This window comes from Gibbsiella dentisursi, assembly GCF_039539505.1.
Lineage (GTDB): Bacteria > Pseudomonadota > Gammaproteobacteria > Enterobacterales > Enterobacteriaceae > Gibbsiella > Gibbsiella quercinecans.
Map to the genome: position 1 here is coordinate 422,738 of NZ_BAABDG010000007.1, position 12,481 is coordinate 435,218.

A 12,481-nucleotide genomic window follows, 5' to 3' on the forward strand; every position below is an offset into this window, starting at 1 on the left:
ATAACGGCCACAGTGCCTGCCCGGCAGGCATAAAAAAACCCCGCGGATGTCTCCGCAGGGCTTGTGGCACAACCACGGGCTATCAGGCTTGCGCTTCGCGCGCCGCAATAAAGGCCAGTGCCAGGTCAATACGCTGTAGTGAACGCGCCTGGCCAACGGCATGCACGGTCACGTCCACGCCCGGTGACTGGCCTGCGCCGGTTACCGCTACGCGCAGCGGCATACCGACCTTGCCCATCCCCACGCCCAGCTCATCGGCGGTGCCCTGAATGGCGTTATGCACGTTCTCCGGCGACCAATCGGCGATCGCCGCCAGCTTGGCGCGCACCACTTCCAGCGGTTGGCGCGCAACCGGGCGCAGGTGTTTCTTCGCCGCGTCGGCGTCGAATTCAGTGAAGTCCTGATAGAAATAAACGCAGGAAGCGGCCATTTCCTTCAGGGTTTTACAACGTTCGCCCAGCAGCTTGACGATATCCTTCAGCTCCGGGCCATTGCGGGTGTCGATCCCCAGTTGCTCAACGTGCCACGCCAGGTGCACGGCAACCTGCTCCGCCGGCAGGTGGTTAATGTAGTGGTGGTTCAGCCACTGCAGCTTTTCCGTGTTGAAAGCGCTGGCTGATTTGCTGATCGCTTCCAGCGTGAAAAACGCTTTCATTTCTTCAATAGAGAAAATTTCCTGATCGCCGTAGGACCAGCCCAGGCGCACCAGATAGTTCAGCAACGCCTCCGGCAGGTAGCCGTCGTCACGGTACTGCATCACCCCAACCGCGCCGTGGCGCTTGGAGAGTTTTTTACCGTCGTCACCCAGGATCATGGAAACGTGGGCGTATTCCGGCACCGGCGCGCCCAGCGCTTTCAGGATGTTGATCTGGCGCGGGGTGTTGTTGATATGGTCTTCGCCGCGGATCACATGGGTGATTTCCATATCCCAGTCGTCCACCACCACACAGAAGTTATAGGTTGGCGAACCGTCGGTGCGGCGGATGATCAGATCGTCCAGCTCCTGGTTGCTGAATTCGATCGGGCCACGGATTTTATCGTTAAAGATAACCGAGCCTTCCTGCGGGTTACGAAAACGCACCACATGCGGCTCATCAGCGCTGTGAGTGCACTGGCCGTCGCGGCAGCGGCCGTCGTAACGCGGCTTTTCGCCGTTGGCCATCTGCTGCTCGCGCAGCGCTTCCAGCCGCTCTTTAGAGCAGTAGCAGCGGTAGGCCGTGCCCTGCTCCAGCATTTGATCGATCACCGCGTTATAACGATCGAAGCGTTTGGTCTGGTAATACGGGCCTTCGTCCCAATCCAGGTTCAACCAGTTCATGCCATCCATAATCGCATCGATGGCATCCTGGGTTGAGCGCTCCAGATCGGTGTCTTCAATGCGCAGCACAAACTCACCACCCGCGTGGCGGCTGTATAACCAGGAGTAAAGCGCGGTACGGGCGCCACCGACGTGCAGGTAGCCGGTTGGGCTAGGTGCAAAACGGGTTTTGATTTTCATTGGGATCACTTGCCTTATTACGCAATGCGCGCCGACAGATGCCGACACATGCTCGGAATTGAAAAAAGTGGGCAACATTGTATCACCACGAGGCAATTCCTCAACGCCGACGCAAGGTTGCCAGCAGGAATTTCATCTAAATTCCGGCATGATTATGCCGTTAAAGTGCAAATAATCGGCGCCGCTGGCGATAAAGTTCGCAGCCTGTCTAAATTTGCGGCGAACGGTTGAAATCATTTTAAAAAGCGTTGACTCACATTGAACTATCCCTATAATGCGACTCCAACAAGACGGGGCGATTAGCTCAGTTGGTAGAGCATCTCCTTTACACGGAGGGGGTCGGCGGTTCGAGCCCGTCATCGCCCACCATCTTGTTAAGCATTGAGTATGAGGGTGATTAGCTCAGTTGGTAGAGCATCTCCTTTACACGGAGGGGGTCGGCGGTTCGAGCCCGTCATCACCCACCATCATTACTCATGCAAACCCGGAAGCCCTGAAGTGGGTGATTAGCTCAGTTGGTAGAGCATCTCCTTTACACGGAGGGGGTCGGCGGTTCGAGCCCGTCATCACCCACCACTTCTGCGGGTCGTTAGCTCAGTTGGTAGAGCAGTTGACTTTTAATCAATTGGTCGCAGGTTCGAATCCTGCACGACCCACCAATGTAAAAAAGCGCCCTAAAGGCGCTTTTTTGCTATGCGCTGCACTCAACGATTCGAACCTGCGGCGACGGCCCCAAGGATCAGCAACGCGAGTTATCCTCACTCCCCCGTTCAACAAGCGCCTTTAGGCGTTTTTTTATTTCCGCCGTGCCCGGTTGCGTTATCAATAATAAAGGCGCTGCAAGCAGCGCCATAACGGAACGGCCAGCATCACCCCATCAGGCAGCGAGCGTCGCCCCGCCGTCAATCACGATATCCTGCATGGTGATATGGCTGGCGAGATCCGAAGCCAAAAACAAGATCGCCTCGGTAACCTCACGCGGCTGGGCTATTTTGCCCAGCGGGATCCCCAGTTTGAACTGTTCAGGGAAGCCGTTAATGGTCTTCTGCTCGCCGCTTTCGTCCTGCCACATCCCCCGCTGCATCGGCGTATTGGTCGAACCGGGCGAAACAATATTACTGCGCACGCCATACGGCGCCATCTCCAGCCCAACGGTCTGGCACAGGCTGCGTAACGCCGCTTTGGATGCGCAATAAGCCGCCATCCCCACGCGCGGTACATGCGCGGCATTGGACGCAATGCTGACAATGGCGCCGCGCCGCTGACGGCGGAACACCGGCAGCGTATGGCGGAACAGGTTGAACGCACCGCCGGCATTAACCGCCAGGCACGCCAGCCAATCCTCGCTGCTGGTTTCATCCGTCAACCCCATGCGCAAAATGCCCGCGCCGTTAACCAGTACGTCCAGCCCATCATGTTCGGCCAGCAAACGGGCACACGTGCGATCAACCGCCGTCGCATCGGCAATGTCCAACAGCTCGGTGCGGAACGGGTAATCGTCATCGCCGAAATGGCGATCAAAGCCGATCACTTGCGCCCCGGCCTTCACAAACGCACGCGCGGTATCCAGACCGATGCCGGCGCCGGCGCCGGTCACCCAAACGCGTTTACCGCTGAAATCCCACTGGCTCATCAGGCTTTCCCCCCTGACAGTAACGCCCACCAGGCATCGATGGTCGGATTTTTCGCCAGGGCGACAAAATCGATATCGCTGCGGATTTTGCGCCAGCGGGTCGCCAGTTCCATAATACGCACCGAATCCAAACCGTAATCGATCAGGTTCTCATCGTTACCCATCTCTTCGCTATCCTCATCAAGCAGCGGCAGGATCTGTTGGCGCAGCGCGTCTTTGTTGGCGATGCCGGGCAACAGTTCGGCGGTGGTCACCACCCGGCCGCAGCGGCCGGCGGCATAGCGTAGCGCCATCAGATGCTCGTCACGTGAAAAGTCGGCCAATGCGTCCGCCACCATAAAGGGTTGGATATCGCGCATGAAGGCGTCCAGCGCCGTGGTCAGGCAGCCGATATGGGCGTAAACGCCGCAGATAATCAGCTGATCGCGGCCAGACTCCCGCAGGATCGCTTCCAACGGCGAGCGCTGGAAGGCGCTGTAGCGCCACTTGGTCAACACGGTGTCATCATCCTGCGGCGCCAGCGCCGCCACCACCGCCTTCTGATCCGGATGATCGTTCAGGCCCGGGCCCCACATATCGTTAAGCAACGCGCGGTCCGCATCAGACTGCTGGGTGGGCTGCGCGGTGTAAAACACCGGGATCCCCAGCTGCTTGCAATAACGGCGCAGATTGGCGGTGTTTTCCACCACCTGTTTGATTAACGGGCTGTCTTCCCGCCAAAAGTTCAGGAAATACTGCTGCATATCATGAATCAGTAGCGCAGCACGTTGCGGCTCAACTACCCAACCCACCTTATTCGCAGGCAATTCTTCCTGCGTCGGCAGCGCATAATCGTCAATTTTAGGAATGGCCATCACTACTCTCCTTGGGCCGTTGGCTGTTGCTGCGCTTCCAGGCTCTGACGCAGCAGTTTTTTATCCACTTTGCCGACCGGCGTTAACGGCAGGCTGTCTACCAGCACAATGCGGTCCGGCAACTTAAAATCGGCCACGCCCAGCTCACGCAAATGGCGGCGCAGCACCACCGGCTTCAGGGGGTGGGCAGCAATCACATAGGCACAGCTCTTTTCGCCCATCAGGGCATCCGGCATAGACACCAGCGCAGCGTTGATCACATCCGGGTGGCGCAGCAGCAGGTTTTCCACCTCTTCTGCGGCAATCTTTTCCCCACCGCGATTGATCTGATCTTTCTGCCGCCCCTGTACCTTGATATAGCCGTCTTCGGTGATGCTGATCAGATCGCCGGAGCAGTAAAAGCCGTTTTCGTCAAAGGCGCTGGCGTTGTGCTCCGGGCTCTGGTAATAACCGCGGAAGGTATACGGCCCCCGCGTCATCAGGCGGCCAACGGCCCCCGGCGGCAACGGGTTGCCCTCATCGTCGGCGACCCACACCTCATCGCCCGGCGACATCGGTTTACCTTGAGTGGTGAACATATACTGTTCGTCGTCGTCCAGCAGCGTGTAGTTGACCAGCCCTTCCGCCATGCCGAAGACCTGCTGCAGCCGGCAGCCGATCTCGGCGGGAATACGCGCCGCCAGCGTTTCGCTCAGCTTGGCGCCCCCCACCTGCAACAGTTGCAGGCTGGCCAATGCGGCATTGCTGCCCCACTCGTCTATCGCCTGCAGCCACAGCGTCACGGCCGGCGGCACCAGCGCGGTGACGGTGATCCGGTGCTGTTCAATCAGCCGGAAACACTGCGCCGCGTCTGGATCGCTGGCGAACACGGTTAACCCGCCTACGTAAAATACGCCCAGTACGCCCGGCGAGCTCATTGGGTAGTTGTGCGCCACCGGCAACGCGCACAGGAAGCGGGTCTGCGCGTCAAAACCACACACTTCGACGCTGCGGCGAATGCTGTAGTAATAGTCGTTGTGGGTTCGGGGGATCAGTTTCGGCGTGCCGGTGCTGCCGCCGGAAAGCTGGAAAAAGGCCACCTGATCGGCGGCGGACGGTGCGGCGACAAAGCCCTGGCTATCTTCTGCCATCCAGGCGGCAAGCGCGCGCGCATCGCCCTCGGCATGGTGTAACCCCACCACGCGCAATGACGGATGGCGGCTGCAAAAGACCGCCAGCACATCGTCATCGGCAAACAGCGGGTGGCGGCGATCGGCGATCAGCAAGCTGGGGCGAATCTGCGTGGCGTAAGCATCAAGCTCGCTGCGTTGGTGGTTGGGCAGCGCATTAACCGGCACCACGCCAATCTTCAACAGGGCAAAAAACACCACGTAAAACTCAACGTCGTTGCCCAACTGCACCAGGGCGGTATCGCCGGCTTGCACCCCACGGCGCTGCAACGCCGCCGCCAGGTTGGTGGAATACTGCGCCAGTTGGCGGTAGCTTAGGCTGCCACGGGCATCAATCAGCGCCGCCGTGTCATTTTCAGCCTGCCGATCGAGAATGTCGGTCAGCGGCAGATCAAGCCAATAACCGCACTCGCGGTAGCGGCGGGCAAACTCTTCGGGCCAGGGGGTAAAAGCAATGCTCATTATTTTTATCCTTGGTTCAAACCGAACGCACGCAGGATTGTGCTCAGTTTGACACCGGTTTCACGCCATTCGGATTCGGGCAAGGAGTCCTGCACTATGCCTGCGCCGGCAAACAACCTCACCTGCTTGCCATCCACGGTGCCGCAGCGGATGGTGACCACCCATTCACCGTCGCCGTTGGCATCACACCAGCCAACGATGCCGCCAAACAGTCCGCGGTCAAAGGGTTCCAACTGTTTAATCAGTTCTGCCGCCGCGGCCGTTGGCGTGCCGCACAGCGCAGGCGTTGGGTGCAACAGGCAGGCCAACGACAGCGCGTTTTCCGTTTTATCCGCCACTTCACCGTCAATCGGCGTTGACAGGTGCCAGAGCGTCGTGGTGCTGAGCAATTCCGGGGCGGCGGGGATATTCAGAACCTGGCTGCGTGCGGCCAGCATGCGGCGCATGCCTTCGGTCACGATCTGGTGCTCGTAGCGATCTTTTTCCGACGCCATCAACTGTTGGCGCACCTCGCGATCGCGCTGTGGATCGGCTTCCCGCCGGGTTGAGCCCGCCAACGGGTTCGAGTAGAAGCGATCGCCCTCTTTGCGTAACAGCAATTCCGGGCTGGCTCCCAACAGCGCGCCGGTGGCGAGCGGCACATGGAAATGAAAACCGTGCGGGTTCTGGGTAATAATGCGCGCCATCAGCGCATGCCGGTCCACCGGGTGGCGGGTTTCAATCTCCAGCAGTCGTGAAAGCACCGCCTTATCCAACCGCCCGCTATTCATTTGTGCCACCGCATCGCTGACCATCTGCATGAACACCGGCTGTGGTGGCACTTCAAGCTGGCTGGCGATTTCCGGCGCGCTGCCGTTGGCCGCTGCGGCAGCGCCAAATGCGCGTTCGCGCTCAAACCAGTGAACGTGTTGCGGCACAAACAAGGCCGAAGGCTGGTGCGTGTCGAAGGGGATAGCGCCACATAACACCGGGTTGCTAACCCCGGCTAACCGCGCTTTGGCGAATGCCTGTTGCACCGCCTGTTGAAATACACCGCCAATCTCTTCACCGCCAAACGCAGGCAAAGCCATCGCGGCCACGCAGCCTTCCGTCCTCAGGCTCCGATAGGGCGAAGAGAAAAAGAAGCCGGAGGCCAGAGGTAAAGATGCCGCCTCTGCGCGCTCATCATCCCTGCTAAACGGTTCCCTATGATTGGCACCACTCATGGCTATATCCATCGGTACACCTTTATCCTTTCATCAACGAGAATCACCGATAATAATGATTATCATTTATGTTAATCGCGCGCTAAATTACCTGTCATGATTTATCATGTCAACCAACAGTAACCCCTTCTCTGCGCCTGAATTATCAGGTAAACATTGGGGTTTTGGGCCTATTTTCCCGCAATGTTGCGCGATACGGAAAGCTGGCCTTGTGGCGGCTCATCCGAGTGGCTTAGGCGATCTCATCACCGGGCGTTGGAACAAAAAACCAACACCTATGCAACTTGCCCCTATGGCGGACACATATATTTTTTATAATTGGTAGATATAACTCTTTAATCTAAAAGGACACGTTTCGATGAACAAAATTCTGCTGCTGGCGGCGGCGCTGTTCGGTTTCCTGGCGTTCAACAGCAGCCATGCTGCCGGCCCAGCCTGGCCGCGTACCCTGCAAACCCCCCACGGTAGCGTTACGCTGGATCACCCGCCGGTGCGCATCGTTTCCACCAGTGTGACCGTTACCGGCACCCTCCTGGCCATTGACGCGCCGGTGATCGCCAGCGGCGCCGCCACGCCCAATCAGCGCCTGACCGACCCACAGGGCTTTTTCCGCCAGTGGGCGGATGTCGCCCGGCAGCGCGGCGTAAAACGCTTGTATATCGGCGAGCCCAATGCCGAAACCGTTGCCGGTGAAGCGCCCGATCTGATCATCGTGGCCGCCACCGGCGGCGATTCCGCCCTGCCGATCTACGATCAGTTAAAGGCCATTGCCCCGGTGCTGGTCGTCAACTACGACGATAAAAGCTGGCAAGAATTGGCCCAGGAACTTGGCCAGGCGACCGGGCACGAAGCACAGGCCGCCAACGTGATCGCCGCGTTCGATGCGCAAGAAAACGCGCTGAAACAGCGGATGCAATTGCCGCCCCAGCCGGTTTCCGCGCTGGTGTTCCGCAACGACGGCAAGGCGGCCAACCTGTGGACCGCCGAATCCTCACAGGGGAAACTGTTACAGCAGCTTGGCTTTACCCTGGCGACGTTGCCGCCAAAATTAAGCACCAGCACCAGCATGGGGATGCGCAAGGATATCATCCAACTGGGCGGGGAAAATCTGGCCGCCGGGCTGAACGGCCAAACGCTGATGCTGTTCGCCAACGATGAAAGCGACGCCCAACGCCTGATGGCCAACAGCCTGCTGGCGCATCTGCCGGCGGTACAGAACAAGCGGGTTTACCCACTGGGCAATGATACCTTCCGCCTGGATTATTACAGCGCCAGCAACCTGTTAACGCGGCTGGAAAAGCAGTTCACTTCCCACTGACGGTTAACGGTGAGTTTTCCTCCGGCCTGTGCAGGGTAACCTGCCGCAGGCCGGTCATCGTCACCAACAGCAGCACGCCCAGCAGCGCCGCCCCCAGACCGAAACCGGTGGCGGTCATCGCCGGCAACATAAAGGCCCCCATCGCCCCCAGCAACAGCGCGCCCAGCGCATCGCCCACCACGTTCTGCGCCGTCCACAGGCCGTTAATCCGGCCAAGGAACGCATCCGGCGTCAGGTTCTGGATCAGCCCGTATTGCAACAACGAATTCACCGCGCTCAGGTAGCCGAAGACCACCAGGCACACCAACGCCAGGCTATACCACGGCATCAGGCCGAACAGCGCAATCGCCACGAAGGCGCCAATGGCCGTCAGCAACATCATCCAGCCGGGGCGCGCCACCTGCGCCACTCGCCCGCTGGTAAAGGCACCGAGCGCCGCGCCGAGCGGCACCGCGGAATACATAAAGCCCAGATGAGAAGCGCTGATATGCCAGCTTTCACCCACGGCGGGATAAATGACGCGCACCGCGCTGGCCATGGTCAGCAACGCCCCGATCAGCGCCACCATGCCAATCACTTTGTTTTGGAACAAGAAGGCAAAACCGCTCACCAATGCACGCAGCGGGTGTTCACGCGGCTGCGGCGGCGGCGGCAACTGCGGCAGGCGGAGCAACGGCACCAGCGTCAGCAGGGTGCCCAACGCCGCCAGGCCATAGTTCCAGCTCACCCCGGCGCTGGCGATCACTACGCCGCCCACCGCCGGAGAAAGCACCGAGCCAAACCGCACCGTCAGCATACTGATCGCCCCGGCCTGAACGATATTTTCTCGCCCGACCAGCGCGGGAGTGGCCGCCAACAGTGCCGTCACCCCCACCGCGCCGAAAAAGCCGTCCCACACGGCGAGCAGGTAGATCACCGCCAGCGAAGGCGCGGGCAAGGCGGCGTTAACGCACAGGCCGATAAAACCAACGCCACAGGTTGCGCGGGCAAACAGGATCAGGCGGCGGCGCTCATAGCGATCCGCCAGCACGCCGCCCATCAATAGCCCGGTGAACATCCCGCCGCCGGCGAACGTTACCGCCAGCCCCACCAGCAGCGTTGAACCGGTTAACGCCTGAATTTGCACCGGGATGGCGATTGCCATCAGGCCCAGAGCCAAAATAGAAATAAAGCGCGCGCAGAACACGGCGCGAAAGGCACGGTTAGTTCTCAGCAGGCTAAAATCGAGCAAAATAGAGGGTTTATTCATTGGTATTTTCACCACAAATTCCAGGTTGTGCGCCGCAATGCCATGACGCGAGCGCTGCAATCATTTGGCGACTCATGCTACCATAGACGGACACAACCAATAATGATAATAACTATCATTGATGTTCAGTTTGAAAATGGGATGTCATGTTTCGGCTTACACGCAACAATATCTCTTCACCTCCCCTCGCCGCGGGGTCTTACGGCATGCCCGGTTCTTCCCGCTCGTTTCGCCGCCGGTTTTATGGCCTGCTATTGGCCGTTTTGGCGCTGCTGCTGGTGGCGGTGCTCAGCCTGGCGCTGGGCGCAAAATCCATCCCTTTTGATACCGTAATCCAGGCGTTGTCCGGCCAATGCAGCACGGCGGACTGCGTGATCATCACCGAATCCCGGTTGCCGCGGACGTTGGCCGGAATATTGGCCGGCGTGGCGCTTGGCCTGGCGGGCGCATTAATGCAAACGCTCACCCGTAACCCGTTGGCGGATCCCGGGATCCTCGGCATCAACGCCGGCGCCGGCTTTGCCGTGGTCTTGGGGATCACCTTTTTTGGCGCGGTCAGCGTTGGCCACTACCTCTGGTTCGCCTTTGCCGGCGCGCTGCTGGCCTCCCTGCTGGTAGCGCTGATCGGCGCGCTGGGCGGCAGCACCATCAATCCTATCCGCCTGACGCTGGCCGGCGTGGCGCTGGCCGCGGTGCTGGAAGGGATGACCTCGGGCATTGCGTTGCTCAACCCGCTGGTGTTCGATCAACTGCGCTTCTGGCAGGCCGGTTCGCTGGATATTCAAAATATGCAGGTGGTGCGCACCGTGGCCTTGCCCATTGTGCTTGGCACCCTGATCACACTGTGGATGAACAAGGCGCTCAACAGCCTGAGCATGGGCAATGAACTGGCTACCGCCCTCGGCACCGGCATTGTGCGCACCCAACTGCTCGGGCTGCTGGCGATCACGCTGCTGTGCGGCAGCGCCACCGCCGCCGTGGGCCCGATTGCCTTTGTCGGCCTGATGATGCCGCACATCGCGCGCCGCCTGTCCGGTTCGGAGCTGCAGTGGATGTTGCCGTGGACGCTGGTGCTCACACCGATTTTACTGCTCAGCGCCGATCTGCTCGGCCGTTTTCTGGTGCCGGGCGAACTGCGCGTTTCCGTCGTCACCGCCCTGCTCGGCTCGCCGATGCTGATTGCGCTGGTGCGCAAACGCCATCTGTTCAGAAGGGGGCGCTAATGTCGATGCTGGCTGCCCGCCTGATGATGACCAAACGCCCGTTGCGCGCCTCCAGGCCCCTGCTGACCGCGCTGGTGCTGGCGCTGGCCTGCGCCGCCCTGGCGGTTTATGCACTCGGCTCCGGTACGCTGGCGCTCAGCGCCGGCCAGGTGATTGACGCACTGCGCGGCGAAGGCCCAGCCAATCTGCTGGTGATCGTTAACCAGTGGCGGCTGCCGCGCGTCGTCATGGCGCTGGTGCTGGGGGCGGCGCTGGGGCTGAGCGGCGCCATATTCCAGTCGCTGTTGCGTAACCCGCTCGGCAGCCCGGACGTGATCGGCTTTAATACCGGCGCCTATACCGGGGTGCTGATCACCCTAGTACTCTTCAACCAAAACGTGCTTGCCATTACCGGCGGCGCGCTGGCGGGCGGCCTGCTGACCGCCGTGCTGATTTATCTGCTGGCCTGGCGCGACGGTATGGAGGCTTTCCGGCTGATTATCGTCGGGATTGCCGTGCGGGCGTTGCTGGTGGGGGCTAATACCTGGCTCATTATCAGCGCGTCGCTGGAATCGGCCATGACCGCCGGGCTCTGGAGCGCCGGCTCGCTCAACGGCATCACCTGGGCGAAAAGCCTGCCGGTGCTGGCGATCATCGCCCTGTGTTGTCTGCTGCTATCGATACTGGCGCGCCGCATGCGCCTGCTGGAAATGGGCGACGATACCGCCTGTGCCTTGGGCGTGCCGGTAGAACGATCGCGCATGCTGCTGTTGCTGATCGGCGTGCTATTAACCGCGGCGGCGACCGCCGTGGCCGGCCCCATTTCTTTTATTGCGCTCGTCGCACCGCAGATCGCCCGCCGCCTGTGCAACAACCGCTGCGTGCTGTTGTTGACGACGCTCAGCGGCGCCCTGCTGCTGCTGGCCGCCGACGTTACCGCACAGCGGTTGTTTACGCCTTACCAACTGCCGGTGGGCGTACTGACCGTAAGCCTGGGCGGCATTTACCTGATTTGGCTGTTAATCCGTGAGTCACGAAAAAAATGAGTGCTGATACCCTGTTGCCCACGCCGCTGCGCGCCGAAAACCTGACGCTGAGCTACGATAAGAAAATCGTGGCGCAAAACCTGTCGGTTTCCATTCCCGAAGGCGAGCTAACGGTGATCATTGGCCCCAACGCCTGTGGAAAATCCACGCTGCTGCGCACCCTGAGCCGCCTGATGCAACCGCAACAGGGCGCAGTCTGGCTCAACGGCAAGCTCATCGGCGAATACGCCACCAAAGAAGTCGCCCGCCAGCTTGGCCTGTTGCCGCAAACCTCTATCGCACCGGGCGATATCACGGTGTTCGATCTGGTGGCGCGCGGCCGTTACCCGCACCAGGGGCTGTTCAGCCGCTGGCGCCCGGAAGATCAACAGGCGGTGGAAGAAGCGATGCGCGCCACCGGCGTGGCAGAACTGGCGGAACAGCCGGTGGATACGCTCTCCGGCGGCCAGCGGCAACGGGTGTGGATCGCGATGGTGCTGGCGCAGCAAACGCCGCTGCTGCTGTTGGACGAACCCACCACCTGGCTGGACATTACTTACCAGATCGAGCTGCTGGAGCTGATGCGCCAGCTTAATCGCGACAAAGGCTACACCCTGGTGGTGGTGCTGCACGATCTGAACCATGCCTGCCGCTACGCCACGCACCTGATCGCCATGCGCGGCGGCAAAGTGGTGGCGGAGGGCGCGCCGAAAGACATCGTCACGCCGGCGTTGATTGAAGAGGTCTACGGGCTGCCGTGCGTGATTATTGACGATCCGGTTTCACACACGCCGCTGGTGGTGCCGCTGGGGAAATAACGTCGCCGTAAAGCAACGGGGGCCATAAAGGCCCCCGTGGTTGTTGAA

At 60.3% G+C, this 12,481-nt stretch carries 10 protein-coding genes and 4 tRNA genes; 8 read left to right on the forward strand and 6 right to left on the reverse strand.

The features are described 5' to 3' along the window. Window positions 1-82 precede the first annotated feature (82 nt). Entirely contained in the window at window positions 83-1,498 is a 1,416-nt protein-coding gene (gltX, locus tag ABFX35_RS16150) for a glutamate--tRNA ligase (protein WP_279027690.1), read from the reverse strand. Between the two features lie 293 nt (window positions 1,499-1,791). Between gltX and ABFX35_RS16155 the strand changes: the two genes are divergently transcribed. The 4 genes from ABFX35_RS16155 to ABFX35_RS16170 all read left to right on the forward strand — a co-directional run bounded on the left by ABFX35_RS16155 (window position 1,792) and on the right by ABFX35_RS16170 (window position 2,157). After that, window positions 1,792-1,867: transfer RNA gene (locus ABFX35_RS16155), tRNA-Val, on the forward strand. A 22-nt stretch (window positions 1,868-1,889) separates the two neighbouring features. Beyond that, window positions 1,890-1,965: transfer RNA gene (locus ABFX35_RS16160), tRNA-Val, on the forward strand. 33 nt (window positions 1,966-1,998) lie between these two features. Next, a tRNA-Val gene (locus ABFX35_RS16165) sits at window positions 1,999-2,074 on the forward strand. A 7-nt stretch (window positions 2,075-2,081) separates the two neighbouring features. After that, window positions 2,082-2,157, forward strand: a tRNA-Lys gene (locus ABFX35_RS16170). A gap of 218 nt (window positions 2,158-2,375) precedes the next feature. Here ABFX35_RS16170 and dhbA read toward each other — a convergent pair. From dhbA to ABFX35_RS16190, 4 genes are read right to left on the reverse strand one after another with little or no spacing between them, the layout of a single operon-like run. Continuing rightward, on the reverse strand, window positions 2,376-3,131 hold the full coding sequence (dhbA, locus tag ABFX35_RS16175) for a 2,3-dihydro-2,3-dihydroxybenzoate dehydrogenase (RefSeq protein ID WP_279024380.1): 756 nt from the start codon (window positions 3,129-3,131) through the stop codon (window positions 2,376-2,378). Next, window positions 3,131-3,985: an isochorismatase family protein gene (locus ABFX35_RS16180; protein WP_346082173.1), complete on the reverse strand. Its 855-nt coding sequence runs from the start codon at window positions 3,983-3,985 to the stop codon at window positions 3,131-3,133. Before ABFX35_RS16180 ends, dhbA begins: the two co-directional genes overlap by 1 nt. Window positions 3,986-3,987: 2 nt before the next feature. Next, window positions 3,988-5,616, reverse strand: coding sequence for a (2,3-dihydroxybenzoyl)adenylate synthase (locus tag ABFX35_RS16185; protein ID WP_346082174.1), 1,629 nt, complete (start codon window positions 5,614-5,616; stop codon window positions 3,988-3,990). 5 nt (window positions 5,617-5,621) lie between these two features. Continuing rightward, complete coding sequence (locus ABFX35_RS16190; RefSeq protein WP_121554516.1) at window positions 5,622-6,833, reverse strand: isochorismate synthase; 1,212 nt, start codon at window positions 6,831-6,833, stop codon at window positions 5,622-5,624. A 346-nt stretch (window positions 6,834-7,179) separates the two neighbouring features. Here ABFX35_RS16190 and fepB point away from each other — a divergent pair, with 346 nt between their 5' ends. Beyond that, window positions 7,180-8,139, forward strand: a complete 960-nt coding sequence (gene fepB / locus ABFX35_RS16195; protein ID WP_279024374.1) for a Fe2+-enterobactin ABC transporter substrate-binding protein — start codon at window positions 7,180-7,182, stop codon at window positions 8,137-8,139. Here the strand turns inward: fepB and entS are convergent. Next, window positions 8,126-9,388, reverse strand: coding sequence for an enterobactin transporter EntS (gene entS, locus ABFX35_RS16200; protein WP_279024372.1), 1,263 nt, complete (start codon window positions 9,386-9,388; stop codon window positions 8,126-8,128). The two genes, fepB and entS, sit on opposite strands and share 14 nt — an antisense overlap. A gap of 146 nt (window positions 9,389-9,534) precedes the next feature. On the opposite strand from entS, the gene fepD reads away from it, so the two are divergent. Genes fepD through ABFX35_RS16215 form a run of 3 tightly spaced genes read left to right on the forward strand, consistent with a single transcriptional unit; the run spans window position 9,535 to window position 12,433 of the window. Beyond that, a complete protein-coding gene (gene fepD, locus ABFX35_RS16205; RefSeq protein WP_279024370.1) occupies window positions 9,535-10,611 on the forward strand; it encodes a Fe(3+)-siderophore ABC transporter permease in 1,077 nt (358 codons plus the stop codon). Beyond that, the gene (gene fepG / locus ABFX35_RS16210) at window positions 10,611-11,636 is read left to right on the forward strand and encodes an iron-enterobactin ABC transporter permease (protein ID WP_346082175.1); all 1,026 of its coding nucleotides are present in this window, start codon (window positions 10,611-10,613) and stop codon (window positions 11,634-11,636) included. Before fepD ends, fepG begins: the two co-directional genes overlap by 1 nt. Next, window positions 11,633-12,433 (forward strand): ATP-binding cassette domain-containing protein, encoded by an 801-nt coding sequence (locus ABFX35_RS16215; protein WP_279024366.1) that lies wholly within the window; start codon window positions 11,633-11,635, stop codon window positions 12,431-12,433. The genes fepG and ABFX35_RS16215 overlap by 4 nt, the downstream gene beginning before the upstream one ends. Window positions 12,434-12,481: the final 48 nt, after the last annotated feature.

What these genes read in the sequence shown, in the direction of transcription:
- ABFX35_RS16185 (WP_346082174.1), bottom strand. Translation starts at nt 5,616, where the DNA reads ATGAGCATTGCTTTTACCCCCTGGCCCGAAGAGTTTGCCCGCCGCTAC.
- dhbA (WP_279024380.1), bottom strand. Translation starts at nt 3,131, where the DNA reads ATGAGCCAGTGGGATTTCAGCGGTAAACGCGTTTGGGTGACCGGCGCC.
- entS (WP_279024372.1), bottom strand. Translation starts at nt 9,388, where the DNA reads ATGAATAAACCCTCTATTTTGCTCGATTTTAGCCTGCTGAGAACTAAC.
- ABFX35_RS16180 (WP_346082173.1), bottom strand. Translation starts at nt 3,985, where the DNA reads ATGGCCATTCCTAAAATTGACGATTATGCGCTGCCGACGCAGGAAGAA.
- gltX (WP_279027690.1), bottom strand. Translation starts at nt 1,498, where the DNA reads ATGAAAATCAAAACCCGTTTTGCACCTAGCCCAACCGGCTACCTGCAC.
- ABFX35_RS16190 (WP_121554516.1), bottom strand. Translation starts at nt 6,833, where the DNA reads ATGGATATAGCCATGAGTGGTGCCAATCATAGGGAACCGTTTAGCAGG.
- fepD (WP_279024370.1), top strand. Translation starts at nt 9,535, where the DNA reads ATGTTTCGGCTTACACGCAACAATATCTCTTCACCTCCCCTCGCCGCG.
- ABFX35_RS16215 (WP_279024366.1), top strand. Translation starts at nt 11,633, where the DNA reads ATGAGTGCTGATACCCTGTTGCCCACGCCGCTGCGCGCCGAAAACCTG.
- fepB (WP_279024374.1), top strand. Translation starts at nt 7,180, where the DNA reads ATGAACAAAATTCTGCTGCTGGCGGCGGCGCTGTTCGGTTTCCTGGCG.
- fepG (WP_346082175.1), top strand. Translation starts at nt 10,611, where the DNA reads ATGTCGATGCTGGCTGCCCGCCTGATGATGACCAAACGCCCGTTGCGC.